The sequence below is a fragment of the Pseudomonas sp. 1 R 17 genome (assembly GCF_900067035.1).
In the GTDB taxonomy this organism is placed as follows: domain Bacteria; phylum Pseudomonadota; class Gammaproteobacteria; order Pseudomonadales; family Pseudomonadaceae; genus Aquipseudomonas; species Aquipseudomonas marginalis.
This window is the reverse complement of sequence record NZ_FKLB01000037.1, coordinates 100,645-123,186: the sequence shown is the minus strand read 5'-3', so window position 1 is coordinate 123,186 and position 22,542 is coordinate 100,645. Positions and strand designations below refer to the sequence as shown.

Below are 22,542 nucleotides of genomic sequence, written 5' to 3'. Positions count from 1 at the left end.
AAGCGAAGGGCTCAACCGTCGCCTTGGTGGCCCTTACCGTAGGTCGAGGCCAGGGCTCGGGCCTTTTGCAGACGTTCTTCCAGCTTGGGCAGCGTCTCATCCACCAGTGCCTTGATTTCCGGCACATCCGAGGCCGCCCCTTCGCGCTTGAACAGGGCAATGGCGTCTTCGTTTTCCTTCACTTGCTGCGCGGTGTAGGCCGCGTCGAAGGAGTCGCCGTCCTTGAGTTCGGGCATCAGGGTTTCGGCCTTGTCGACGATCTTCTCCCGTGGGGCCACTGGCAGGTCGAGCTTCTTGGCGATCGCCGCCAAATGCTGGTTGGCCAGGGTGCGCTCGTTGATCACCTCGATGGTGTAGTCCTTGATTTCCTGGGACGAGGTCTTGGCGTGGGCCATGCGACTGGTTTCGATATCGGCCATGCCTTTGGCCGAAGCCTGCTCGATGAATTCAGCAGGCGACTGGGCGAAAGCATTGCTGGCGCCGAGGCCCAGCAGCATCGCGAAACTGGCGGTGCGTAACCGGATAGCCATGCGGCTCATGATGAGTTCCTCCAGGGCAAAAATAGGTGCGGGGAAAGACACCTCGCCCTGAATTCGAATTTTCCGGGCGGCAAAGGTTTAGAAAAAACTTACCCGTGCGACGAACGGTCGTGGCCCGTCAGGCGGGTTTGCTGCCGAACAGGCCTGGCAGCGCATGGGCCAGGGCATTGATGGCGAAGCCGATAAACATCACGCCGCAGAGCCTGGTGATGAGGATTTCATGGCGCTGATACACGGTGCGCACCCGCTGGGCACCGACCACGCCGATCAGGATCGCGTAGGCCAACAGGCCACCGACGAAGCTCAGGAAGATCAACGCCGGCAGCATCGACCAGGTCAGCAATTCGGCGCGGCTGGACAGCAATGCAGTAAATGTCGCCACGGCCACCGGATACGCCTTGGGGTTGGTCAAGCCGAACAGGATGCCGTGCCAGAACGGATGCCGCGCCGCGCCCTGGGGGGCTTCACTGCTGCGACGCTGGGTACGAATCGCGCGCCAGCCGAGCCAGAACAGGTACAGCCCACTGAGCACGCCGAGCACATCGAACGCGCTGCTGCCGACTTCCCGCGCGCCCACAATCGCGATCAGCGCCGTACTGCACCACAGCACATCGCCGAGCAAGTGCCCGCACAGAAACCCCGCCCCGGCACGACGCCCCCGGGCGGCGCCGATGCCAAACACCGCCAATACGCCGGGGCCAGGCGTAATACCGTAGATAAAACCCGAAGCGAGGACGGCGAGCAGCAAGGAGGGGGTCATGGGCGCGACTCTGACAAAACGTAGGAAGGTGGACGGATTCTGCACGTTCCTGCGCTATGGGTAAAACCTCATTCCCGCATAGGGATTGTCGCGGCAAGCCAACAGACGCGAAGCCAGGTCGCCGACATGGGCTTCGAGCTTATGGCCGTCGAGATCGAGGAAATAGAACGAGGCACCTTCGCTGCGATTGTCGCGCCACTCTTGCACCTTGGCGGCGCGCAGACGCGAGACCAGCGCAGCGAACTCACTCGTTGCGACTGTAAACGCATAGTGGGTGTAATCGGCCCCTGACTTCGACTCGCGCAGCGGATCCAGCGACAGGCATAGCCATAGGCCCGGCAATGACAAATAGGCGCCGGAGTCCCAAGTAGCCTCGAGCTTGAGTTGCAACAACTCATGGTAAAACCCGACGCTGCGCTGCAAATCGGTGACCGACAGGGTCAAGTGATTGAGGCCTGAGAGCATGAGCATTTTCCTTATCGGCCCCCCCTGACGAACGGGGGTAAATCGTGAAGAGATGACAATGTAGTATGTTGCACTACATATCACTACATCGAGGCTCCCCATGTCTGTTATGTCCCTACGCATACCCGAAGACATCGCCGCCACGCTTGCCAGTCTCGCCAAGGCGACCGGGCGCAGCAAATCCTTTCTCGCAGTCGATGCATTACGCGAATATTTGACGCGCGAAGCGTGGCAAATCGAAGAAATTCAAAAAGCATTGAAAGAAGCAGACGCAGGCGAGTTCGCAACGGCTGCGGAAGTAAAAGCCGTCGCCGATAAATGGCGCACCAATGCAGGTTGAGTGGCTGAGGACAGCCCTCAAGAACCTTGATGATGAAGCCGCGTACATTGCGCAGGAAAATCCCAAAGCCGCCCATGAGTTCGTCCAGGCCATCATGGTTGGGCTAGGACATGTCGCTGAATTTCCTGCAGTGGGAAAGGAAGGTCGAGTGCCAGGAACGCGGGAGTGGGTAGTGCCTCGATGGCCTTACATCGTTCCCTACCGGATTCGAGATGGACGATTACAAGTGATGCGAATTTTTCATACACGTCGCCAGCCACCGACATCCTGGTAGCAACCATTCAGCCCTGTAACCCTCCCTGCACTCGCCCAATCAACCACTGCAACCCCGAATCCCCGCCTCGTCGCGCATGCCACGCCAGTTCAAAGGTAAACGACGGAATATGAAACGGCGGCGCCACGGCGACCAGATGCGGGTGATCAATATTCAGCAAGCCTCGCGACGATACGGTGAGAATCAAGTCCGTGCCCTCAATCAATTGCGGCGCCACGCCCCAGTGCGGCAGGCTGATCGCCACGTGCCGTCGTTCACGAATCGCCGTCAGCGCCCGTTCGATTTCCGGCGCGCCGCTGCCGCGCATTTCCAGCAGTACGTGGGGGCGCGACAGGTAGGTGGGCAGGTCGAGCGCACCGTTGTGCGGCAGGCTGTTGCGGTCCAGCAGGCAGGTGTAATGCTCTTCGAACAACGGCGCGGTGCGCAGCTCGGCGGGCATGTCGGGGAAGACACCGGCAGCCAGGTCCAGATCACCATTGAGCACACCGTCGACCATGCCTTCGCGGCTGGCCTGGATGATTTGCAGGTCGATACCGGGCGCCTCACGCCGCAGGACGCGGACCAGACCCGGCAGGAAAATCGCCGCACTGTAGTCCGACATCTCCACGCGAAACCGGCGCTTGGCCGATGCCGGGTCAAAGCGATTCGGCGCCAGCAGCGCCTGCACCTGGGCCAGGGCTTCAGCCAATGGCGCCGCCAACTCCAGGGCACGGGCCGTGGGCACCAATGTGCCGCCCTGACGCACCAGCAGCGGGTCACCCAATAAATCGCGCAAGCGCGCCAGCGCGTGGCTCACTGCCGGCTGGCTGAGGTGCAAACGGTCGGCGGCGCGGGTGACGTGTTGCTCACTGAGCAAGGCGTCAAGGACCACCAACAGGTTAAGGTCGATGCGGCGCAGATCATTCATCAGCTGCATGTTCTATATAAAAACTTGGAATTTAAATTTGCGTGACGAATAGCCTAGAGTCCAGCAAAACCTCTGGGAGATTCGCCATGACGACGTTGCATTGGGCCGGTTTTTTGTTATTGGCGGTGATCGCCGGGGCGGTAGTGCCGTTTCAAAGTGCGATCAATGCCAACCTCGGACGCGGCCTTGGGCATCCGTTGTGGGCCACCCTGGCGTCGCTGCTGGTGAGCATCCTCGTGCTGCTGCCGGTGATCGTGGCGCTGCGCCTGCCGCTGCCCGGCCTCGCATTTATCACCAAGGCGCCGCTGTGGATGTGGGCCGGGGGCGCGTTTGGCGTGTGCTTTATCGCGCTGGCGTTGACGCTGCTGCCCAAGCTGGGCGCGTCGGGATTTATCGCCCTGGCCATGGCCGGGCAAATTCTCGCGTCGCTGCTGCTGGATCACTTCGGCCTGTTTGGCTTGGCCGAGCGCTCACTGACAACGCCCCGAATCCTTGGCGCGTTGTTGTTGATGGGCGGCGTGGCGTTGATTCAGTTCAGCGCCACACCGGCCCGAGCGCTGACAAACGCCGGCTGATCAGGCCTTGTCGAGGGTGCGCAGCTTTTGCGGCAGGCCCCACAGCAGCAGCGCCGCCGCCAACAACGCGCACACGCCGATCACATAGAGTGCCGGGGTGGTGCTGCCGGTAAGGTCCTTGATCCGCCCCACCATCACCGGGCTGACAATCCCACCGAACTGCCCGAGGGTATTGATCACCGCAATCCCGCCCGCCGCGCCTGCGCCGGCACCGGCCAGCAACTTGGGCGGCAGGGTCCAGAAGGTCGGGATCGACGCGATGATGCCGGCGCCCAACATGCCTAGGGCGATGATCAGGAAGGTGGTGTGGTCGGCAAAGATCCCGGCACTGAAGAAGCCCACCGCGCCCAGCACCACCAAGCCGCAGACAAACTTGCGGCGCTCGCCGGTCGCGTCCGACAGCCGCCCGATCACCACCATGCTGATCGCGCCGCACACATAGGGAATCGCGGTGAGCAGGCCGATCATCACCGGGCTTTGGGTGCCGGCGCTGCGGATCAGCTGCGGCGCCCAGAAGTTGAGGCCGTAAGACGCCACCTGGATCAGGAAGTAGATAAACCCGAGCATCAGGAAGCCGGGAATGCGGATCGCCGACAGCAGTGAGCCGCCATGTGTGTTCGGCTCATGCCGGGCAATACGGCTCGATAGCAGGGTCTTCTCCGCCGGCGTCAGCCAGTGCGCATCTTCGATACGGTCCTTGAGCAAGGTCAGCACCAGCAAGCCCAAGCCGATGCAGGGCAAGCCGCCGAGCAGGAACAGCCAGTGCCAGCCGCGCATCTGCAGCACGCCGTCGAGGTGTTCCAGCACCAGGCCGGAGAACGGCGCACCTACCAGGCCGGCAAAGGCGGACGCCAGGAACAGCATCGAGGTAATGCGCCCGCGGAAGTGCTGCGGGAACCACAACGTCAGGTAATACAGCACACCGGGCGCGAAGCCCGCCTCCATCGCACCGATGATGAAACGCAGGCCATAGAACTGCCATTCGGCGGTGACAAACACCATGGCCGCCGTGGCCAGGCCCCACGACATCATGATCCGCGCGATCCAGCGCCGCGCGCCGACCTTGTACAGCATCATGTTGCTCGGCACTTCAAAGATCACATACCCCACCACGAACAACCCGGCGCCCAGGCCGTAGGCGGTATCGCTCAGGCTGAGGTCGGCCTGCAGCTGGAACTTGGCAAAGCTGATGTTGATGCGGTCAAAAAACGCGAACAGGTAACACACCATGATCAGCGGCATCAGGCGCCAGGCGACCTTGCTGACCAGGGCTTTTTCGGCATCGATTTCAGCGGCCGGGCGCGCGCCGGCCTCCAACGTATTAGTGCTCATGGTTTCTCTCCAGCGGACTGCTCACAGGCGTCCGATTGTTTTTGTTGTCTGGTATGGCGTTACAAGGCGGCGATGTAGTCCGGCGGCGGATGCAGGTCGCAATTGCGCCCGGCCTTGGCCACCTGGCCGGGTAATTCATGGCCCAGCAAGGCCGGCAAGCGGCGGGACAGGCTCAGCAGGTGCGGCAGGTCGACTCCGGTGTGAATGCCGACCTCTTCACACAGGTTGACCAGGTCTTCGGTGCAGATATTGCCCGACGCCCCCGGCGCAAACGGGCACCCACCCAGGCCACCCAACGCCGCGTCAAAACGCCGTGCCCCGGCTTCGTAGGCGGCCAGCACATTGCACAGGCCCAGGCCGCGGGTGTTATGAAAATGCAGGGTCAGGTCGCTGGCGGGCACGCGTTGCAACACGCGCTTGACCAGGCGTTCCACCTGGCGTGGGTTGGCCATGCCAGTGGTGTCGGCAAGGCTGATGCCCTGGATGCCGAGTTGCAGATAGGCGTCGACCAGTTGCAGTACGCGGTCTTCATCGATCCTGCCTTCGAACGGGCAGCCAAAGGTGGTGGCGATGCTGCCGTTGAGGCGTACCGGGTGCCCGGCGGCAAAGCTGACGATATCGTCGAATGCCGCCAACGACGCCTCGCACCGCATGCGCATATTCGCCAGGTTGTGGGTCTGGCTGGCCGACATCACCAGATTCAGTTCATCGGCGCGCGACTCGACGGCGCGCTGGGCGCCCTTGAGGTTAGGGATCAGCGCAACGTAGATCACACCGGCTTTACGCTCGATGCCCTGGAACACGTGTTCGCCATCGCGCAATGCAGGGATGGCCTTGGGCGACACGAAAGAACCGGCTTCGATCCGCGAAAACCCGGCCAGGGAAAGCTGGTCGATCAGGGCGATCTTGTCAGCGGTTTCAACCCAGGTCGGTTCGATTTGCAGGCCATCGCGCGGGGACACTTCCTGCACGATCAGCGGGTCGCAATAGTCAGTGATCATTGCACCACTCCCGAGGTTTTCAGGCGTTGAATGTCGGCAACCGTAAGGCCCAGGCTGCCGAGGATGTCATCAGTGTGCTGGCCCAGGCTCGGGCCCTGCCAGTTCACGGCGCCGGGGGTTTCCGAGAGCTTGGGCACGATGCCGGGCATCTTCACCGACACACCGCCCGGCAGCTCGGCATTGAGCAACATGTCGCGCGCCTGGTAGTGCGGGTCGCTGACGATATCGGCCACGGAGTAGATGCGCCCGGCCGGCACTTCGGCGGCTTCCAGGGCGCTGAGCACCTGCTCGATAGGCAGGCTGCTGGTCCAGTGGGTGATGGCGGCATCGAGCAAAGCGCTTTTCGCCGCACGACCATCGTTGTGGGCGAATTCGGCGGCTTCGGCCAGGTCGGCACGGCCGATGGTGCTCATCAGGCGCTTGTAGATCGGGTCGCTGTTACCGGCGATCACCACATAGGCACCGTCGGCGGTCAGGTAGGTATTCGAAGGTGCGATACCGGGCAAGGCACCGCCGCTGCGCTCACGCACGTGGCCGAGCATGTCGTATTCGGGCACCAGGCTTTCCATCAGGTTGAACACGCTTTCCGCCAGGGACACATCGACAATCTGCCCGTCGCCCTGGCCGGTCTTGACCCGTAACAACGCCATCAGCGCGCCGATCACGCCATGCAACGACGCCAGGGAGTCGCCGAGGCTGACGCCGACCCGCGCCGGGGGCGAATCGGGGTTGCCGGTGGTGTAGCGAATCCCGCCCATGGCTTCGCCGATGGCACCGAAACCAGGGCGGTCGCGGTACGGGCCGGTCTGGCCGTAGCCGGAGATACGCACCAGGGTCAGCTTGGGGTTGAGCGCGTGCAGTACGTCCCAGCCCAGGCCGAGTTTTTCCAGGCCACCGGGGCGCAGGTTTTCGATCAGCACATCGGCGTCGCCGAGCAGCTGCTTGATCAGGTCCAGGCCTTCAGCGGACTTGAGGTCCAGCGCCAGGGATTTCTTGTTGCGCGATTGCAGGTACCACCACAGCGAGGTGCCTTCATGCAGCTTTCGCCATTTACGAAGTGGATCGCCCTGCCCCAGGGCTTCGATCTTGATCACCTCGGCACCGAACTCGGCCATCAGCCGGGCGGCGAACGGCGCGGCAATCAGCGTGCCGATCTCGATCACCTTGATACCGCTCAAGGGAGCCGTCATGGGGTGTACCTCTTATTCTTGGAATGTGCAGCCAAGGCTAGAGGACAGGGACAGGAAAAATCCAACCGTCAGTTGGCAAGGAGCGTTCGCTGAATGCGAACGCTCAGGTAATCGAACAGCAGCCGGCTCACGGGTGACAACTGCGCCTCATCGCGCACCACCAGGATCAAACTGCGGTCCGACCAGGCATCGGTCAGTGGCACGGCATGCAGGCCCAGGGCACGGCCAAACAACTCATAGGCCTTCAGCGGCAGGATGCCGATGCCCATGTTCGCCTGGACCATCCGGCACATCGCATCAAAGCCCGGCACATGAATACGCAGGCGCAGTGTCTTGCCGGCCTCGCGCGCGGCGGCGTGGGTGCGCATGTTGATCGAGCTGGCGGCGTGCAGGCCCACGTAGTCACTGTCCAGGGTCTCGGCGAAGGCCAGGCTTTCGCGCGGCGCCAACGGGTGATCCGCCGGCATCAATACCACCAGTTTGTCGTGGCGATAGGTCACGCTGGGCAGGCCCTTGGTGTCGGTATCACTGGAGCAGATCCCCAGGTCCGCCACCCCATCCAGCACACCTTGCACCACGCCATTGCTGGGGCGCTCTTCAAGGTCGGTTTTCACTTCGGGATGCAGCTCGGAAAAATCCCGCAAGTCTTCTGGAAGAAACTGAATAATCGCCGAGAGATTGGCCAGCATCCGCACGTAACCGCGCACGCCGTGGCTGTGTTCGCCCAGTTCCAGGCCCATTTTTTCCACGTTGAACAGCATCTGCCGGGCATGATGCAGCAGGGTTTCGCCGGCGGCGGTGAGGTCCATGCCCTTGGCCCGTCGCACGAACAGGCTCACCCCCAGCACCTGCTCCAGCTCCATCAAACGCTTGCTGGCTGCCGACACGGCGATGGCTTCGCGGGCGGCGGCGCGGGTCAGGGTGCCCTCTTCGAACACCGCGACGAACAGCTGCAGGGTGATCAAGTCAAGGCGACGCACCAGGCTCTTGTGCAACATCAGGCGCGCTCGGACGCCAGGCGATTGATCTCGGCCTGTTCCACCACCGGTTGCGGCGCGCCATGGCGCACCGCCGCGAGCATCGCCCGGCCGACAGTCTCCGTGCTCACCACCCAGCCCGGCTTGACCCGACGCACCAAGGACAGCACTGGCCCGAGCACGGAATAGAAGGCTTGATACAACGGCGTCTTCGAGCGCACACCGTGCAGCGGCTGAATGATCCCCGGCCGGAACAGGTACACCGCCTTGAACGGCAGGCGCAGCAGGGCATTCTCGGTCTTGCCCTTGACCCGCGCCCACATCGACTTGCCCGCCTCGGAGCTGTCGGTACCGGCGCCGGACACGTAGATGAACGTCATTTGCGGATTAAGCCGCGCCAGGGTGCTGGCGGCGACGAGGGTCAGGTCATAAGTGAGGTGGGTGTACTTGATTTCATTCAGGCCCGCCGAGGAGACGCCGAGGCAGAAGAAACACGCGTCAAACCCTTGCAGCAGGTTTTCCAGGGGTTGGAAATCCAGCATGTCGCTGTGCAACACCTGATGCAACTTGCCGTGTTCCCGGGTCAGGGGCGTGCGGCCGACGGCGACGACTTCCTGTACGTCATCGGCCAGCAGGCACTCGCGCAGGACGCCCTGGCCGACCATGCCGGTGGCACCGAATAACAGAACTCTCATCAAGTACTCCCTTCATCCATTTGGTTTCGACTACCCAAGAGACAGGTCCTTGAAGGCCATCGTCACATCCGGCCGGTAAGTGGACACCTTACTCAATCCTGCGGGATACGACCTCAACAAAACGCGAACGCCCCCCACTGCTTTCATTTACCCATCGGCTGGATGCCCATTGGAACTTACAAAATGTAGGAACTTACTCACAACAAAATGTCCACCCAGAGTAGCCCGCATGGGAAATATCTGACTTACCCTATCAAAAACTTCCCTTTACTGTTCCTGCCTTACCCAAGGACAGGTAAAGCAAGTGAGAAATATGCAATCAAAAAACCAGTCAACAAACTACAAGAACCCAATAGATCAGGCCGACATCACAGTCAGGTCGAATTTGCGAACTCAATGTAAAAGCTCAAGACAACAACCAACTTATCGATAAACATGAGCGAAAACCCTATCACTTCTGCACGACGTCATATCTCGGCCTGTTAAAGCCTCGTGCGCAGATGAAATAGAAGTAAAAATAGCGCCTCACAATGACATGTGCCGGATCGAAGACTTAGGCAAAAAACGTAAAAATTTCGCTTACTTCGCAGACGGCGCATACAGCATGAGAGGATTAGCAGACATTGATAGCCTGCTCTATTTGAAAGCGGGTTACGGACTCTTCCTTTATCTGGATAACTGCCACGACCTGTCAGCATTTGGAGATCATTGCTTTATTCAAAGTTGAAAGACTTAATACAGGAACACAAAGACGCAAGCTAAATTGCGCATCAACTATACCCAACCGCCACATACGCACTCTTACATCTCAGTGAGCATAAGTTTTAATCATTGTTCGTATCTATACAGAGGAAGCCATTTACGATGACGTACGCAGAACTTAAGGCGCAGGACGCCGCCCCTTGAAAAACACCACCCGTCTCGCCCTCGCTTGCTGCGCCGCCTTCCTCGCCCAAGTCGGCATTAGCAGCTATTTGCCCGCTGTGCCGGTCATCGCCCAGTCCCTGCTCGCCGCCGAGGACTACGTCGCACTGGCCCTGGCGGTGTACCTGATGGGCATGGCGCTGCCGATGTTGCTCTGGGGCAGCCTGGGGGAGCGTTTTGGCAGAAAGCCGGTCCTGTTGGCGGCGCTGGCGATATATGCCTCGGCAAGCGCGGCGATTCCATCGGCATTTAACGTCGAATCTTTTTTGTCATTACGGCTGATTCAGGGTTTGGGGGCGGGTGGAGTCGCGGTCATGGCCAGGGTGTTGGTGCGGGACAGTTTCAGCGGGGCGCTTTTGGCCAGGGGGTTGTCGTGGCTGGGGATGACGTTTGTGATCGCGCTAGGTATCGGCCAGTTCATGGGGTCGCTGTTGCAGGTGGCCTTCGGCTGGAAGGCCATTTTCTATGGGTTGGCAATAAGTGCTGTCACGTTGATTGCTGTGTTGCAAAGCGTGGTGTTTCCGTCAGCGAAGAAGGCTGATTCGCCAGACTCAGCCTGGCGGATCTACACCACGATTGTGCGTCATCCCCCCTTTCTACACGCAGCATTGGCCGGTGGGCTGGGCTATGGGGTGATCATTGCCTTCAACACCTGTGCACCGCTGATACTGCAAGGGCGTTTCGAGTGGAGCGCGGCGCAGTACGGCTGGCTGGGGTGGCCGATCAGCGGGGCCTATCTGGCGGGGGCGTTGATGGTCAACCGCTTCGTCGCGCGGATGGGGCGGTTGACGATGATGAGCTGGGGCGTGGGGCTGGCGTTAACGGGAGCGGCGCTGATGCTGTTGGGCAGTGTGTTTGCCAGCGGGATCGCGCTGTTGTTGTGGCTGCCCTATTGCCTGGCGATATTTGGGCAATCGATGAGTTACCCCATCAGTTTGTCACTGGCTAATGATCAGTCGCCGGTCGGCGGTTCCTATGCCATCGCCTTGAGCGGCTTCATGCATCAGTTGATGGCGGCGTTGATCGGCGGCGTAGCAAGCCTGCTGGTGAGTCAGCAGGCATGGCCATTGGCGTTCTTGTGCGTGGCGTTGGCTGGCGGCGCATTTATATGTGCCGCCAGTTGCCGGACAGATCAGAACGCGCTGCGAAAGATCTCCTCAATCTGACGCTGATCGGCGCGCCGTGGGTTGGTCAGCCCGCACGCGTCCTTCAATGCATTGGTAGCCAGCAGCGGAATGTCCTGCAACTTGGCCCCCAGTTCGCGCAGGCCGGCGGGGATTTCAACGTCTTGGGACAACGCTCGAATAGCCGCGATGGCCGCCTGAGCCCCCTCTTCCACAGTAATACCCTGGGTGTCCGCGCCCAGCGCGCGGCCGACATCGCTCAAGCGCTTGGCACTGACGCTGGCATTGAAGCTTTGCACATGGGGCAGCAGCACCGCGTTGCACACGCCGTGAGGCAGGTCGTAGAGACCGCCGAGTTGGTGGGCCATGGCATGCACGAAACCCAGGGACGCATTGTTGAACGCCATGCCTGCGAGGAACTGGGCATAGGCCATGTTTTCCCGCGCGGCCTTGTCGCTGCCGTCGCGTACGGCCAGGCGCAGGTTGGCGCTGATCAGTTCGATGGCCTTGATCGCGCAGGCGTCAGTGATCGGAGTGGCCGCCGTGGACACGTAGGCTTCGATGGCGTGGGTCAGGGCGTCCATGCCGGTGGCGGCGGTGAGGCCCTTGGGCATGCCGACCATCAGACTCGGGTCGTTGACCGACAGCAGTGGCGTGACGTTGCGGTCGACGATAGCCATTTTCACGTGGCGGGTTTCGTCGGTGATGATGCAGAAACGCGTCATCTCGCTGGCGGTGCCGGCGGTGGTGTTGATCGCCACCAAGGGCATCTGCGGCTTGCTGGATTGGTCGACGCCTTCGTAGTCGCTGATATGCCCGCCGTTGGTGGCGCACAGGGCGATGCCCTTGGCACAGTCATGGGGCGAACCGCCGCCCAGGGACACTACGAAATCGCAGGCGCTCTGCTGCAGCAACGCCAGGCCTTTCTCGACGTTTTCCACATTGGGGTTGGGCTTGGCGCCGTCGTAGACCACCGAATCGATGTCCTGCATCGCCAACTTCTCGGCGATCATGCTGGCCACGCCCGCCTTGGCCAGGCCTGCGTCGGTGACGATCAGCGCTTTGCGAAAACCGTAGTTGCGAATGGCATTCATGGCTTCGTCGAGGCAATCGGTGCCCATGATGTTGACGGCGGGAATGAAGAAGGTGCTGCTCATGGCGAATCCTCGGATGACGTGTATGCCTACAGCATCAACCTCACTTGCCTGCGGCATCTTGACCAGGATCAACGCCGGCTCGTGATAAAGTCGCCATCCAGCCGATTTCGAGTAGACCCACAGCAATGAAGGATTTCCAGGATATTGACGCCCACCTTGAAGACTGGAGCACCCTGCGCAGCAGCACCGTCTTCAGTGGGATTCTGATCGGCAATGGCGCGAGCCGCACGATTTGGGAAGACTTTGCCTACGACTCGCTGTTCGAAAACGCACGCACCGTCGAAGAAAAACCCCTGGGCCCATCCGAGCTCAGCGTGTTCGACGCCCTGCAGACCCGCAGCTTCGAGCAGACCCTGGGGGCATTGAAAACCACCAGCCGAGTCAACAAGGCCCTGGCGGTCAGCTCGGCGGCACCGCGTAATCGCTACTACGCGATCAAGGAAGCGCTGATCAATACCATCCACGCCGTGCACATTCCGTGGCGGCTGGTGCAGCCGTCGACGTTGGCGACGATCAACCGCGAACTGGCGAACTACACCAGCGTGTTCACCACCAATTACGACCTGCTCAACTATTGGGCGAGCCTGCACACGCCGGGCATCGACGACCTGTTCCGCAGCGCCGACTCGAGCTTCGACCTGCGCAACACCCACACCGATACCACGCGCATCCTCTACCTGCACGGCGGCCTGCACCTGGTGCGCAACCTTGACGGCACCGCACGCAAATTGCCGAGCACCGACAGCACCTTGCTCAGCAGCTTTGCGATCAACAACACGATCAAGACCCTGGACGATGTGCCGCTGTTTATCAACGAAGGCACGGTGCAAGAGAAGCTCAAGACCATCCGCAGCTCGGATTACCTGTCGTTCTGCTATGAACAGTTGCTGAGCCATGAGGGCGCGCTGTGCATCTTTGGCCATGACCTTGGGCCGCAGGACCAACACGTGGTGGATGCAATTCGCCAGGCCCGCCCCGCGACCCTGGCGATCTCGGTATCGGGCCGCAGCGACGGGTTTATTCGCCAGCAGAAGCGGCGGTATTCGCAGTTGTTTGATGGCAGTGGCGCGCAGTTGAAGTTTTTTGCCGCGCGCACGCATCCGTTGGGTGATCCGGCCCTGTCGGTACCTGTCGAACGTTGAGCCACCGGTGGGAGGGACTTGTTCCCGCCCATACCGATCGCATTTCAAACCGTCAGCGCGGTCATTCTTGCGAGCTGTGTACAACCACCAATAGCTGCGCCTGCACAGGCCCTACCGAACGCAGCCGATGCGGCTTCTGGGCATTGAAATGCAGCGCATCGCCGCGCTCCAGAATCACCCGCTCGTTCATGAAATCCACTTCTACCGCCCCTTCATGCACGAACAAGAACTCCTCTCCAAGGTGCTCTTTGAAGGTTTTGTCGGAGAATTGCGCCGGCGGGTAGATGATGAACGGCAACAAGCTGCGCTCACTGACCTGATGGGCCAGTACTGCGTAACCCGGCGCGGTGTCGGGCCGCTCATGGCTGCGCACCAGGCTGTAGCTGTCGAGGCTGACGCGGTCTTCGCTGAACAGCTCTTCGACCTTCACGTTCAACGCCTTGGCCAGTTTCAACGCAGCGGCAATCGACGGCGTGTTGAGCCCGCGCTCGACCTTGGACAGGTAACTCTTGGTCATCCCGGATTTTTCAGCCAGGGCCTCCAAGGTTACGCCAAGTTTTTTCCTCAATAATTTCAAACGGATAGACATGTGCTGCGGTTAATCCATGCAGAAGCGATAAGCTGCGCTTGCCAATGACACTTTGTGTCATATAGCATCATTAGTGTCATTTGCCTCACCCAACGACCTTGCGAGCAGAGGGAGACCAGCAAATCCGACGTCCATTGAACCACCCAAAGGACACCGATATGGCCAAGACATTAGCACTCCCCAAAGACCAACTGGTCAAGCAAGCGCTGGTCCAGATGCAAAACACCCTGGCGGATAATACGTGGACCGTCCGGCAAAAGCTGGCGCTCACTTGCCGAATCCTGTTCGAACACGGCCACGACTCCGGCCTCGCCGGCCAGATCACCGCGCGCGGGCCTGAACAGGGCACCTACTACACCCAGCAACTGGGCCTGGGTTTTGATGAAATCACGGCCAGCAACCTGTTGCTGGTAAACGAGGATCTTGAGGTGCTGGAAGGTCACGGCATCCCCAACCCGGCCAACCGCTTTCACAGCTGGGTGTACCGCGGGCGAGCGGATGTGAATTGCATTATTCATACGCACCCGACCCATATCGCTGCGCTGTCGATGTTGGAAGTGCCGTTGCAGGTGTCCCACATGGACCTTTGCCCGTTGTACGAAGACTGCGCGTTCCTGGAGGCCTGGCCGGGTGTGCCGGTGGGCAATGAAGAGGGGGAAATCATCACCGAGGCCCTGGGCGACAAGCGCGCGATCCTGCTGTCGCACCACGGCCAGTTGTCGACCGGGGCGAGTGTCGAGGAAGCCTGCGTGATCGCGCAGTTGATCGAACGCGCGGCCAAGTTGCAGTTGCTCGCCATGGCAGCCGGTGCGATCAAGCCGATCCTGCCGCAACTGGGGCGCGAAGCCCATGCCTGGATTTCCCGCCCCAAGCGCCACGGCGCCGCGTTCAATTACTACGTGCGGCAGAACCTGCGCCAGCACGCCGATTGCCTGAACTGACCCGCCCTTTTTCTACCGGAGACTTTCCATGTCCAGCCCAACTATTCACGGCATCATCGGCTACACCATCACCCCGTTCAGCGCTGACGGCCAGCGCATCGACCTCGACGCCCTCGGTCGTTCCATCGACCGTTTGATCGACAGCGGCGTGCACGCCATCGCGCCCCTGGGCAGCACCGGTGAAGGTGCGTATTTGAGCGATGCCGAGTGGGACGAAGTCAGCGCCTACAGCCTGGCAAAAATCGCCCGGCGCGTGCCCACGGTGGTCAGCGTCTCCGACCTGACCACCGCCAAGGCCGTGCGCCGCGCCCGCTACGCCGAAGCCAATGGCGCGGATGTGGTGATGGTGCTGCCGGCCTCGTATTGGAAGCTCAGCGAGGCGGAAATCCTCGCCCACTACGCCGCGATCGGCGACAGCATCGGCGTGCCGATCATGCTCTACAACAACCCGGCCACCAGCGGTACGGACATGTCGGTGGATCTGATCCTGCGTATCGTCAAGCAGGTGGCAAATGTGACGATGGTCAAGGAGAGCACCGGGGACGTTCAACGCATGCATCAACTGCGGCGCCACAGCGACGTGCCGTTCTACAACGGCTGCAACCCGCTGGCCCTGGAAGCCTTTGCGGCCGGAGCCAAGGGTTGGTGCACGGCGGCGCCCAACCTGATCCCGCACCTGAACCTGGCATTGTATGCGGCAGTGCTGGCCAATGACCTGGACAAGGCGCGCGAGCTGTTTTATCAGCAGTTGCCGTTGCTGGAGTTCATCCTCAAGGGCGGGTTGCCGGCGACGATCAAGGCCGGGCTGCGCCTGACCGGGTTGGAGGCGGGCGAGCCTCGCTTGCCGGTGTTTCCATTGGGTGAAGCAGGGATCGAACAACTGAAGACCTTGCTGCGGTAAAACTGCGACCTTATGTGGGAGGGGTTTGCCTCCTCCCTATATTTTAATCCGGGCCCGTCTAAAATAGAGACAAATGACAATAGTTCTCGATATCATTCGCGACTTTTCAACGTCGTGCTTCGTCAAGAAGGATATCCATGTCTCGTCCCAAGCCCGACCCGGTGTCGGCCGATGCCTTTCGCGGGTTCTATGCAGATATTCTGTATTTCCTGCGCAGACGCACGGACAACGCCAGCGACGCGGCGGACATGACCCAGGACGTCTTTACCCAGTGGCTGGACTACCGCGACCGGGCCAAGGTCGAACAGCCACGGGCATTTTTGTTCCAGATGGCACGCAACCTGCTGCGTGATCACTGGCGCAAACAGAAGGTACGGCAGACCGTCCACCCAGATCAGGCCGACAGGGACGCGGAACCGATCACCGACGAGCAAAACGACCCCATGGCCGCCGCCCAGCGCTTGCAACGCCTGGAACAGTTGAAAGAAGTCCTCGCCGAACTCTCGCCCCGCCGGCGAGAAGCCCTTATGCTGCACCGCTTCGAAGGCCTGAGCCAGGCGCAGATCGCCGAGCGCATGGGTATTTCGACGAGCATGGTGGAAAAGCACATCGCTTTTGCCCTGCTGCATTGCAAGCGACGCCTTCAAAACGACCCCGGCACGGAGCAGCCAGAATGAACCGCCTGAGCGACACCGACGGCCTGGATATCGAAGCCAGTGACGCCATCGATGCCCAAGCCGCCAGTTGGTTTGCGCGCAACCGTAACGACACAGGCCGTGCCGACCGCAAGGCCTTTGCCGCCTGGCAGGCCACGCCCGCCCATGCCCGCGCCTATGCCGAATTCGAGCAACTGTGGGCCGACCTGGCCCAGTTGCAGCAACTGAACAACCCCGTGGCGCTGCCCAAGCGCAAAGCATCGGTATTGCGCCCGGCCCTGGCCGTAGCCGCCGCCGTGCTATGCGCCGTATTGGCCCCCCACATCGGTGCGCCCCGCGAGTTGTATCACAGCCAGGTGGCGGCCCATGCCAAGGGCGTGCGCACCCTGAACCTGCCCGATGGCAGCACCCTGTCGGTGAATGCCAACACCCGCCTGCGCGTGGACTTCAGCGCCCACCAGCGCATCGTGCACCTGGACAAGGGCCAGGTGTATATCGAAGTGGCGGCCGACAAAGAGCGGCCGTTGTTCGTTCAAGCCGGCGAAGCAAATGTGCGGGTGGTCGGCACCGGCTTCGATGTGCGCCGCAGCCAGCAGCAACTGGTGGTCAGCGTCGCCCACGGCCAGGTCGCTTTCGAGCCATCCGCCAAAAGCCCCGTTTCCCTGCTCGGCGCCCAGCAACGCGCCATCTACAGCTACGCCAAGGGCACCTTGCAACAGCAAACCCTCACGGCCGAAGAAGTGGCCGATTGGCGCAGCGGGCACTTGTCATTCCGCAACCGTGAACTGGCCAGCCTGATCGATGAACTGGGCCTGTATCGCCCGCAGGCACCGTTGCAGGTCAGCAACGCGGTGGCGCACCTGAAAGTCTCGGGCAATCTGGACGTGAATGATCCGGATGCCCTGCTCAACGCCCTGCCCGCCCTGTTGCCGGTGAAAACCGTGGTCTCGGCCGATGGCATCGTGCGGATTGAACCGAGCAAATAACCTGCGAAAATCTTATTTGAGAATATTTTGCATTCGCAGGTGTGGATTTTTTTGCCTGCCCCGTCTTCCTCCGGTCTGCATCTGATCAGCACACCTTTTTGGCCATTTGGCCGCTCCGGGGGATTCCATGTTTCGCGCGCCTTGCCACGCTTCGCACCTGTATCTTCGACCGACCCTCATCGCCACCTGCCTGACGTTCAGCCTCAGCGCCCAGGCCGAGTCATTCACCTTGCAACTGCCCGCCCAGGCGCTGGCCACGTCCCTGAGCCAAGTAGCGCAGCAGGCGAAGATCCAGCTGTTGTTCGATGAGGAGCTGCTCAAGAACGTGCAGGCACCTGCACTCAACGGTGACTTCACACCGGAAGTTGCGATTCGCAGCCTGCTGAAAAACGGCGCGTTCACCCTGATCAAGGTCGGCAGCACGTACGTGGTAAAGCCCGAAGAGGCCAAGACCACCCAGAGCGGCGCGATCCAGCTGGACGCCCTGAGCGTGATCGGCACCGGCAATCAGGTCGACTCCAGCACCGTCGGCCGCTCCACCCTGAGCCAGGCGGATATTGATCGCTACCAGCCCGACAACATTCCTTCGCTGCTGCAGACGCTGCCGGGGGTATTCATGGGCGGCTCTCCCAAGCCGGGGGGGCAGACCATGAATATTCGCGGCATGGGCGACGCCGAAGATGTGCCGATGACCGTGGATGGCGCAACCAAAAGTGGCTTTGAGCGCTACCAGCAAGGCACGGTTTTCATCGAGCCTGAACTGATCAAAAGCATTGAGGTGGAGAAAGGTCCTTACTCGCCCTTCACCGGCAACGGCGGTTTCGGTGGCACGGTCAACATGGTCACCAAGGATGCGCCCGACCTGCTCAAGGACGGGCGTAACACCGGGGCCATGACCAAATACGGTTACTCCAGCAACACCCATGAACAGGTGTACAGCGGCGCCGTGTATGGCCGCACCAACGACGGTCGCATGAATGGCCTGATCTACCTCACACAGCGCGACGGCGGCGACTTGAAGCTCGCCGGCACACCGCCCGACCCGCGCAATGAATACCCGATCAACCCCAAGCGCCTGCCCAACAGTGCCCAGGACGTAGAAGGCAAGCTGTTCAAATTCAACGCGTATTTTACGGATGAGCACAGCATGGGCCTGTCCTACTCCAGTGCAAAAAGTGAGCGCATGGCGCCCTTCTCAGCGAAATCCTACCCGTCGCCGCCGAACCAATCGGCCATCAACCGATATGGCTACGAAGGCGCACTGAAACGTTTTCTGGCCGACCGCGAAACGGTGGACACCACCTGGTCGGGCAAGTACGAATACCAGCCGCTGGACAACCCGCTGATTGACCTGAAGCTTAGCTACTCGGCGTCCAAGACCGACCAGACCGACGAGCGGGGCGAAAACGCAGTCATTGGCCTGAGCACCGGTGGGCGCAAGATGGAAACTTCATACTCCGATCGCCTCCTTGAACTGCGTAATATCAGTCTGCTGACCACCGGCCCACTGGAACATGCGGTGACCGCCGGCGTGCAGATTCGCAAGCACAATCGAGAAACCGAAAGCTGGATGCCGGGCGCTACCTACAACACCGCAAGATACAACTACGGGCATTTCCAGCCGTATTTCATGCCCCACGGCAAGGCCGATACCCACTCGTTCTACCTCCAGGACGCCGTGACCCTCGGCGATCTGACCATCACCCCGTCCCTGCGCTATGACCACGTGCGCAATCGCGGCGAAGCCAACGATGCGCCGTACTACAGCAACCCGGACCCGAGCGTCGGCCATGACTACAGCGACCGCACCTACACCGGCTGGTCGCCGCGCCTGGCCGCGTTCTGGAACCTGACCCCGGATGTGGCCTTCTTCGCCAGCTGGAATCGCACATGGCGTGCGCCGGTCATCGATGAACAGTACGAAGTCCAGGGCGCCGCCAGCACCCGCAGCGCCACAAGCCTCAACCTCGACCCAGAGCGCATCACTGCGATTACGGCGGGCAACGTGACTCACTTCTCCGGCGTCTTAACCCACGGCGATGACCTGCAGTTGCGCACCACGCTGTTTCACAACCGCGTCGAAGACGAGATCATGAAGGCCACCGGCATCGGCTGTGAACGGCAAATGACGGTGCCGGGCAATATCGATACGGTGTGCAACGACACGGCCTCCAGGACCAACTATCGCAATGTGGGCGGCATGACCATCAAGGGCGTGGAGCTGGAAAGCTACTACGACTCAACGTACGTGTTCGGCTCCCTGACTTACTCCTGGGCTACGGGCAAACGCGATAACCCCTATACCAACCCGTGGGCAACCGACCGACACGTGTGGGCGCGGGACATTCCACCGGCCAAATGGGTGGTAGTGCTGGGCACCAAGATCCCGAGCTGGGATGCACAGGTGGGCTGGCAGGGCCAGTTCGTGCGCAAGACCGACCGCGTGCCTACAGACATCTACGCTGGCGGCTTGAATTCGACCATTGGTGACTTTATCTACGACCAGACTGAGAACGCCAGCTATGACACCCAAGGCCTGTTCGCCAACTGGAAACCGCAGCAGGCCGGCCTAAAGGGCACCGAGGTCAACTTCACTGTCGACAACCTGTTCAACCGCAGCTACCAGCCGGCGCTCAGCGGGGAAGGTGTCTACAGCGAAGGCCGCAACGCCAAGATCAGCATCACGCGCTTCTTCTGAAAACTGTACGGATAAATCCGCACCCAGCTGTAGGCCCGCAATCGGCGGGGGTTGTGGCTAGATGGGCTTCCCTTGAAGCCCTCTGGATTTCGGATCCCGCCCATGAGCTCGCGCGAAAACACCGGCATGGCCCTCGGCCTGCTGGGTGTCATCATCTTCAGCCTGACCCTGCCCTTCACCCGTATCGTGGTGCAGGAGATCCACCCGTTGCTCAACGGCCTGGGCCGTGCCTTGTTCGCGGCGGTCCCGGCGGCGGCGCTGTTGCTGTGGCGCCGCGAGCGCTGGCCGACCTGGCGCCAGGTACGGGGTTTGTGCCTGGTCATTGCGGGGGTGATTCTGGGCTTCCCGGTGCTGTCGGCGTGGGCCATGCAAACCTTGCCGGCCTCCCATGGCGCACTGGTCAATGGCCTGCAACCGCTGTGCGTGGCGCTGTATGCGGCGTGGCTGTCCCATGAGCGGCCGTCCAAAGCCTTCTGGGCCTGCGCGGCGCTCGGCAGCGGGTTGGTGTTGAGTTATGCATTGATCACCGGCGCCGGCAGTATCCAGGCCGGCGATTTATTGATGCTCGGCGCGATAGCCGTGGGTGGCCTGGGCTATGCCGAAGGCGGCCGGTTGGCCAAGGAGATGGGCGGCTGGCAGGTGATCTGCTGGGCGCTGGTGCTGTCCACGCCGGTGTTGATCGGCCCGGTGTGGTACCTGGCGGCGCAGCACCAAGGCGCGGTCTCGATGCGCGCCTGGTGGGCCTTTGGTTATGTGTCGCTGTTCTCGCAGTTCCTGGGCTTCTTCGCCTGGTACGCGGGGTTGGCCATGGGCGGCATTGCGCGGGTCAGCCAGATTCAGCTGTTGCAGATCTTCTTCACCATCGCGTTTTCGGCGCTGTTCTTTGGTGAACATATCGAGCCGATTACCTGGGTGTTTGCCTGTGGGGTCATCGTCACGGTGATGCTCGGGCGCAAGACCGCGGTGCAGCCGGCACCAGCTCCCTGTAGGAGCGAGCTTGCTCGCGAAGGTCGCTAACGATAACGCGGGAAACCTGAAAGCCTGCGGTGCTCTCAGGCTTTTCGCGAGCAAGCTCGCTCCTACAGTGGGCGGCGGTCAGATCAAGTAGCCATCCGCGCGCAGCAGGGTTTCCAGGCAGTGTTCGCAGATGTGATAGAACGCCTTCAACTCCTGGATTCTCTCCAGCAACTGCGCGTTGTCCACCGGCTCCGCACGCTTGACCGCCAGGATCATCTTGTTCTTGTTGGTGTGCTCCAGGGAGATGAACTCGAACACCTTGGTCTCGTAGCCGCAGGCTTCGAGGAACAACGCACGCAAGCTGTCGGTGACCATTTCCGCCTGCTGGCCCAGGTGCAGGCCATATTGCAGCATCGGCTTGAGCAGCGCCGGGCTCTGGATCTGCAGGCGAATCTGCTTATGGCAGCACGGCGAGCACATGATGATCGATGCGCCGGAACGAATGCCGGTGTGGATCGCGTAATCGGTGGCGACGTCACAGGCATGCAGGGCGATCATCACGTCCAGTTCGCTGGGCGCCACGCTGCGCACATCACCACATTTGAACACCAGCCCGGGGTGCTCCAGGCGGGCCGCGGCGGTGTTGCACAGGGTCACCATGTCTTCGCGCAACTCGACGCCGGTGACTTCGCCTTCGGCCTTGAGGGTGTTGCGCAGGTAGTCGTGGATCGCAAACGTGAGGTAGCCCTTGCCCGAACCGAAATCGGCGACGCGCACCGGTTGGTCCAGCCTCAGCGGTGAGGAGGTCAGCGCATGGCTGAACACTTCGATGAATTTGTTGATCTGCTTCCACTTGCGCGACATCGACGGGATCAGCGCCTGCTTGGCGTCGGTCACGCCCAGGTCGGCGAGGAATGGCCGGCTCAGGTCGAGGAAGCGATGCTTCTCACGGTTATGCTCAGCCGATGGCGCCTCGCGCAGTTGCTGAGTCTTGCTCCTGAACAGCGAGCTTTTGTTCTTCTTGCTGTATTCCAATTGGGCTTCGTCGGTCAGCGACAGCAGGTGCGCGTTCTTGAACGAGCCCGGCAGCAACGCGGCAATCGCCGCCACGCCGTCGGCCAGCGCCAAGTTCTTGGTGATGTCGCGGGTCTTGTAGCGGTAGACGAAGGACAGGCACGGCTGCTCCTTGACGGTCACCGCCTTGATGATCAGCCGCTGCAACTCGGCTTCGTCGCCGACGTATTTGGCCAGCACCAGCTTGATAAAGGCGTTCTGCGCAAGGCTTGTGCTCAACAGTTCGATGAACTGGGCGTGATGATCCGGCGCGGGGCTGGCAGGTTGAGCGGTAACGGACATGAACAAAAACGCCTCGGGCAGTGAATGCCGGGCATTTTAGGGGGGATAGCCCACCA

General features: G+C 61.2%; 23 protein-coding genes and 1 pseudogene. 12 read left to right on the top strand and 12 right to left on the bottom strand.

All coding sequences use genetic code 11. The features are described 5' to 3' along the window. Positions 1–11: 11 nt before the first annotated feature. The 3 genes from BFP99_RS12395 to fos form a co-directional block, all read right to left on the bottom strand. Positions 12–539, bottom strand: a complete 528-nt coding sequence (locus BFP99_RS12395) for a DUF4142 domain-containing protein (RefSeq protein ID WP_027604356.1) — start codon at positions 537–539, stop codon at positions 12–14. A 118-nt stretch (positions 540–657) separates the two neighbouring features. Continuing rightward, on the bottom strand, positions 658–1,299 hold the full coding sequence (locus BFP99_RS12390) for a LysE family translocator (RefSeq protein ID WP_027604357.1): 642 nt from the start codon (positions 1,297–1,299) through the stop codon (positions 658–660). Between the two features lie 54 nt (positions 1,300–1,353). Beyond that, positions 1,354–1,764 (bottom strand): fosfomycin resistance glutathione transferase, encoded by a 411-nt coding sequence (gene fos / locus BFP99_RS12385; protein WP_065947351.1) that lies wholly within the window; start codon positions 1,762–1,764, stop codon positions 1,354–1,356. Between the two features lie 100 nt (positions 1,765–1,864). Between fos and BFP99_RS12380 the strand changes: the two genes are divergently transcribed. Together BFP99_RS12380 and BFP99_RS31900 are read left to right on the top strand one after the other, a co-directional pair. Continuing rightward, positions 1,865–2,104 carry a CopG family ribbon-helix-helix protein gene (locus tag BFP99_RS12380; protein ID WP_065928241.1) on the top strand — a complete coding sequence of 80 codons (240 nt, stop codon included), beginning with the start codon at positions 1,865–1,867 and terminating at the stop codon, positions 2,102–2,104. Continuing rightward, positions 2,094–2,378, top strand: a complete 285-nt coding sequence (locus BFP99_RS31900; protein ID WP_074844384.1) for a type II toxin-antitoxin system RelE/ParE family toxin — start codon at positions 2,094–2,096, stop codon at positions 2,376–2,378. Before BFP99_RS12380 ends, BFP99_RS31900 begins: the two co-directional genes overlap by 11 nt. A 7-nt stretch (positions 2,379–2,385) precedes the next feature. Here the strand turns inward: BFP99_RS31900 and BFP99_RS12375 are convergent, their stop codons facing one another. Then, positions 2,386–3,285: a LysR family transcriptional regulator gene (locus BFP99_RS12375; RefSeq protein ID WP_065947444.1), complete on the bottom strand. Its 900-nt coding sequence runs from the start codon at positions 3,283–3,285 to the stop codon at positions 2,386–2,388. A gap of 86 nt (positions 3,286–3,371) precedes the next feature. Between BFP99_RS12375 and BFP99_RS12370 the strand changes: the two genes are divergently transcribed. After that, positions 3,372–3,860, top strand: coding sequence for a DMT family transporter (locus tag BFP99_RS12370; RefSeq protein WP_065947350.1), 489 nt, complete (start codon positions 3,372–3,374; stop codon positions 3,858–3,860). Here BFP99_RS12370 and BFP99_RS12365 read toward each other — a convergent pair whose 3' ends face one another. The 5 genes from BFP99_RS12365 to BFP99_RS12345 form a co-directional block, all read right to left on the bottom strand. Beyond that, complete coding sequence (locus BFP99_RS12365) at positions 3,861–5,192, bottom strand: MFS transporter (RefSeq protein ID WP_027604361.1); 1,332 nt, start codon at positions 5,190–5,192, stop codon at positions 3,861–3,863. A gap of 59 nt (positions 5,193–5,251) precedes the next feature. After that, a complete protein-coding gene (locus BFP99_RS12360; RefSeq protein ID WP_065947349.1) occupies positions 5,252–6,193 on the bottom strand; it encodes a hydroxymethylglutaryl-CoA lyase in 942 nt (313 codons plus the stop codon). Beyond that, positions 6,190–7,383: a CaiB/BaiF CoA transferase family protein gene (locus tag BFP99_RS12355; RefSeq protein ID WP_065947348.1), complete on the bottom strand. Its 1,194-nt coding sequence runs from the start codon at positions 7,381–7,383 to the stop codon at positions 6,190–6,192. Before BFP99_RS12355 ends, BFP99_RS12360 begins: the two co-directional genes overlap by 4 nt. A gap of 68 nt (positions 7,384–7,451) precedes the next feature. Beyond that, on the bottom strand, positions 7,452–8,381 hold the full coding sequence (locus tag BFP99_RS12350) for a LysR family transcriptional regulator (RefSeq protein WP_065928247.1): 930 nt from the start codon (positions 8,379–8,381) through the stop codon (positions 7,452–7,454). Next, positions 8,381–9,055, bottom strand: coding sequence for an NAD(P)H-binding protein (locus BFP99_RS12345; protein WP_065947347.1), 675 nt, complete (start codon positions 9,053–9,055; stop codon positions 8,381–8,383). The genes BFP99_RS12350 and BFP99_RS12345 overlap by 1 nt, the downstream gene beginning before the upstream one ends. Before the next feature lie 902 nt (positions 9,056–9,957). Between BFP99_RS12345 and BFP99_RS12340 the strand changes: the two genes are divergently transcribed. Beyond that, the gene (locus tag BFP99_RS12340) at positions 9,958–11,145 is read left to right on the top strand and encodes an MFS transporter (protein WP_065947346.1); all 1,188 of its coding nucleotides are present in this window, start codon (positions 9,958–9,960) and stop codon (positions 11,143–11,145) included. Here the strand turns inward: BFP99_RS12340 and yiaY are convergent. Next, positions 11,112–12,260: an L-threonine dehydrogenase gene (gene yiaY, locus BFP99_RS12335; protein ID WP_065928250.1), complete on the bottom strand. Its 1,149-nt coding sequence runs from the start codon at positions 12,258–12,260 to the stop codon at positions 11,112–11,114. The two genes, BFP99_RS12340 and yiaY, sit on opposite strands and share 34 nt — an antisense overlap. A gap of 125 nt (positions 12,261–12,385) precedes the next feature. On the opposite strand from yiaY, the gene BFP99_RS12330 reads away from it, so the two are divergent. After that, on the top strand, positions 12,386–13,402 hold the full coding sequence (locus BFP99_RS12330; protein ID WP_065947345.1) for a DUF4917 family protein: 1,017 nt from the start codon (positions 12,386–12,388) through the stop codon (positions 13,400–13,402). Between the two features lie 61 nt (positions 13,403–13,463). Here BFP99_RS12330 and BFP99_RS12325 read toward each other — a convergent pair whose 3' ends face one another. Next, positions 13,464–13,991 (bottom strand): helix-turn-helix domain-containing protein, encoded by a 528-nt coding sequence (locus BFP99_RS12325; RefSeq protein WP_027604369.1) that lies wholly within the window; start codon positions 13,989–13,991, stop codon positions 13,464–13,466. Positions 13,992–14,149: 158 nt separating this feature from the next. Between BFP99_RS12325 and BFP99_RS12320 the strand changes: the two genes are divergently transcribed. From BFP99_RS12320 to BFP99_RS33600, 7 genes and pseudogenes are all read left to right on the top strand, one after another. After that, the gene (locus BFP99_RS12320) at positions 14,150–14,932 is read left to right on the top strand and encodes an aldolase (RefSeq protein WP_065928252.1); all 783 of its coding nucleotides are present in this window, start codon (positions 14,150–14,152) and stop codon (positions 14,930–14,932) included. 28 nt (positions 14,933–14,960) lie between these two features. Further along, entirely contained in the window at positions 14,961–15,833 is an 873-nt protein-coding gene (locus tag BFP99_RS12315; RefSeq protein ID WP_065928253.1) for a dihydrodipicolinate synthase family protein, read from the top strand. A gap of 137 nt (positions 15,834–15,970) precedes the next feature. Then, complete coding sequence (locus tag BFP99_RS12310) at positions 15,971–16,510, top strand: RNA polymerase sigma factor (RefSeq protein WP_027604372.1); 540 nt, start codon at positions 15,971–15,973, stop codon at positions 16,508–16,510. Further along, positions 16,507–17,475: a FecR family protein gene (locus tag BFP99_RS12305; RefSeq protein ID WP_065947344.1), complete on the top strand. Its 969-nt coding sequence runs from the start codon at positions 16,507–16,509 to the stop codon at positions 17,473–17,475. The genes BFP99_RS12310 and BFP99_RS12305 overlap by 4 nt, the downstream gene beginning before the upstream one ends. 127 nt (positions 17,476–17,602) lie before the next feature. Then, positions 17,603–20,173, top strand: coding sequence for a TonB-dependent receptor (locus tag BFP99_RS12300; protein WP_065947343.1), 2,571 nt, complete (start codon positions 17,603–17,605; stop codon positions 20,171–20,173). A 102-nt stretch (positions 20,174–20,275) separates the two neighbouring features. Further along, positions 20,276–21,190 (top strand): DMT family transporter, encoded by a 915-nt coding sequence (locus BFP99_RS12295; protein ID WP_065928256.1) that lies wholly within the window; start codon positions 20,276–20,278, stop codon positions 21,188–21,190. Then, positions 21,171–21,260: pseudogene (locus BFP99_RS33600) on the top strand (outer membrane lipoprotein carrier protein LolA); the annotation flags it as partial. The gene BFP99_RS12295 and the pseudogene BFP99_RS33600, both read left to right, overlap by 20 nt. 8 nt (positions 21,261–21,268) lie before the next feature. Here the strand turns inward: BFP99_RS33600 and BFP99_RS12290 are convergent. Continuing rightward, positions 21,269–22,486 carry a class I SAM-dependent methyltransferase gene (locus BFP99_RS12290; RefSeq protein WP_065928257.1) on the bottom strand — a complete coding sequence of 406 codons (1,218 nt, stop codon included), beginning with the start codon at positions 22,484–22,486 and terminating at the stop codon, positions 21,269–21,271. Positions 22,487–22,542: the final 56 nt, after the last annotated feature.

Bases quoted from the DNA above. Each gene is read 5' to 3' on its own strand.
- BFP99_RS12290 (WP_065928257.1), bottom strand. From the start codon at position 22,486: ATGTCCGTTACCGCTCAACCTGCCAGCCCCGCGCCGGATCATCACGCC.
- BFP99_RS31900 (WP_074844384.1), top strand. From the start codon at position 2,094: ATGCAGGTTGAGTGGCTGAGGACAGCCCTCAAGAACCTTGATGATGAA.
- BFP99_RS12395 (WP_027604356.1), bottom strand. From the start codon at position 539: ATGAGCCGCATGGCTATCCGGTTACGCACCGCCAGTTTCGCGATGCTG.
- BFP99_RS12295 (WP_065928256.1), top strand. From the start codon at position 20,276: ATGAGCTCGCGCGAAAACACCGGCATGGCCCTCGGCCTGCTGGGTGTC.
- yiaY (WP_065928250.1), bottom strand. From the start codon at position 12,260: ATGAGCAGCACCTTCTTCATTCCCGCCGTCAACATCATGGGCACCGAT.
- BFP99_RS12315 (WP_065928253.1), top strand. From the start codon at position 14,961: ATGTCCAGCCCAACTATTCACGGCATCATCGGCTACACCATCACCCCG.
- BFP99_RS12390 (WP_027604357.1), bottom strand. From the start codon at position 1,299: ATGACCCCCTCCTTGCTGCTCGCCGTCCTCGCTTCGGGTTTTATCTAC.
- BFP99_RS12325 (WP_027604369.1), bottom strand. From the start codon at position 13,991: ATGTCTATCCGTTTGAAATTATTGAGGAAAAAACTTGGCGTAACCTTG.
- BFP99_RS12310 (WP_027604372.1), top strand. From the start codon at position 15,971: ATGTCTCGTCCCAAGCCCGACCCGGTGTCGGCCGATGCCTTTCGCGGG.
- BFP99_RS12345 (WP_065947347.1), bottom strand. From the start codon at position 9,055: ATGAGAGTTCTGTTATTCGGTGCCACCGGCATGGTCGGCCAGGGCGTC.
- BFP99_RS12355 (WP_065947348.1), bottom strand. From the start codon at position 7,383: ATGACGGCTCCCTTGAGCGGTATCAAGGTGATCGAGATCGGCACGCTG.
- BFP99_RS12360 (WP_065947349.1), bottom strand. From the start codon at position 6,193: ATGATCACTGACTATTGCGACCCGCTGATCGTGCAGGAAGTGTCCCCG.
- BFP99_RS12305 (WP_065947344.1), top strand. From the start codon at position 16,507: ATGAACCGCCTGAGCGACACCGACGGCCTGGATATCGAAGCCAGTGAC.
- BFP99_RS12375 (WP_065947444.1), bottom strand. From the start codon at position 3,285: ATGAATGATCTGCGCCGCATCGACCTTAACCTGTTGGTGGTCCTTGAC.
- BFP99_RS12330 (WP_065947345.1), top strand. From the start codon at position 12,386: ATGAAGGATTTCCAGGATATTGACGCCCACCTTGAAGACTGGAGCACC.
- BFP99_RS12350 (WP_065928247.1), bottom strand. From the start codon at position 8,381: ATGTTGCACAAGAGCCTGGTGCGTCGCCTTGACTTGATCACCCTGCAG.
- BFP99_RS12380 (WP_065928241.1), top strand. From the start codon at position 1,865: ATGTCTGTTATGTCCCTACGCATACCCGAAGACATCGCCGCCACGCTT.
- BFP99_RS12370 (WP_065947350.1), top strand. From the start codon at position 3,372: ATGACGACGTTGCATTGGGCCGGTTTTTTGTTATTGGCGGTGATCGCC.
- BFP99_RS12320 (WP_065928252.1), top strand. From the start codon at position 14,150: ATGGCCAAGACATTAGCACTCCCCAAAGACCAACTGGTCAAGCAAGCG.
- BFP99_RS12365 (WP_027604361.1), bottom strand. From the start codon at position 5,192: ATGAGCACTAATACGTTGGAGGCCGGCGCGCGCCCGGCCGCTGAAATC.
- BFP99_RS12300 (WP_065947343.1), top strand. From the start codon at position 17,603: ATGTTTCGCGCGCCTTGCCACGCTTCGCACCTGTATCTTCGACCGACC.
- fos (WP_065947351.1), bottom strand. From the start codon at position 1,764: ATGCTCTCAGGCCTCAATCACTTGACCCTGTCGGTCACCGATTTGCAG.